This is a genomic window from Bacillus sp. JJ864 (assembly GCF_036963045.1).
GTDB lineage: Bacteria > Bacillota > Bacilli > Bacillales > Bacillaceae_G > Bacillus_A > Bacillus_A pseudomycoides_C.
This window is the reverse complement of the sequence record NZ_JBALLY010000247.1, coordinates 1-1,279: the sequence shown is the minus strand read 5'-3', so window position 1 is coordinate 1,279 and position 1,279 is coordinate 1. Positions and strand designations below refer to the sequence as shown.

General features: G+C 32.9%; 1 protein-coding gene. It reads right to left on the bottom strand.

Translation table 11 applies throughout. From position 1 onward, the window contains the following. Positions 1–149 precede the first annotated feature (149 nt). On the bottom strand, positions 150–1,279 hold a 1,130-nt coding region (locus tag V7024_RS24010; protein WP_335524580.1), incomplete at its 5' end, for an RNA-guided endonuclease InsQ/TnpB family protein.

Sequence of the window (1,279 nt, the reverse complement as noted above, 5' to 3'; positions counted from 1 at the left end):
CCACTTAACGACCTTACTGTCTGTTTGAAGTGGGGGCTTCAAAAGTCAAAAGACTTTCTCTTTTATTGCTAATTCATCCACAAGCCTAGCGACTCATGTCCAAAGCCTTGAATTCGCGGCGTCCCTACCGCTAATAAAATCGATACAAACTACGCGATTATACTTTGTTCGTGCAGAATACGAATGCCATAATATTTTAGATTACGACCCGCATTGTAATCTCTATCGATTTTCGTGCCACAATTATCGCACGTATAGATTCTTTCAGATAACTTCAACTTATCTTTTTTGTGATTACACTCACTGCATAATTTACTAGATGCAAAATACTTATCCGCAACGATGTAATATTTGCCTTTTTTCTTTGATTTGTACTGTAACATCGTTCGAAACATTCCAAATCCATTATCATGCAGCTTTTTTCCTAAACTCAAACATTGCGCAAGGTTACTTAAGTTCAAATCTTCTACCACAATGGCATGATAATCATTGGTTATCTGATTACTTTTCTTGTGTAGAAAATCTTTTCTTTTGTTTTTTTCTTTTGTTGTTACTTTTTGATATTCTTTCACTTGCTTTTCATAATTTTTACTATATACAATATTTCCTGTTTCATCTGTTTTTGCATGGTTCTTTTTACGAGCTAAGGATTTATTTATTCTTCGTTGCCTTTTTTCTATGATTTTGTTATACCGACTGTACTGAGCTGTTCGTCCTTCGCTGTCTACATACAATTCGCTTTGACTGTAATCTAGTCCAATTACTTCGTCAGCAGTCACTAATTCTACTTGTTTTTCATTTGGACAAAAATAATCAACAGAAAGAGAAACAACATATTTTGTTCCTTCTCGCTTAATTGTTGCTTTTTTAATGATTCCATCAAACGGTAATTCTTGATGTAGATGAATAGAAATACCTTCTTGAAACTTTGGAATACATAAAAAATAAGAACCGTTTTCTTGTGTGATTTTTATGTTTCCGTTGGTTTGATTCGTAGTATAGCTTAATTTCCCCTGTTTTTTACTATGGAATTTAGGCATACCTTTTATGTCTTTCAACGTAGGAACATAACCGATTGTTTGCATCTTTTTACGAACCGACTTTTTATATTGAATAGGTTGTTTCGCGTAGGTTTCATTATATTTTTTAATGGCTGCCTGGAATCTCATTTTTGCGTCATTATAAACAAAAGAATCATTACTTTTATCTAAGTAATCATATTTGGCCGTGATCGTTGTATAATTTGGAACTTTATAACGAATAAATCCACTTTCAAAAC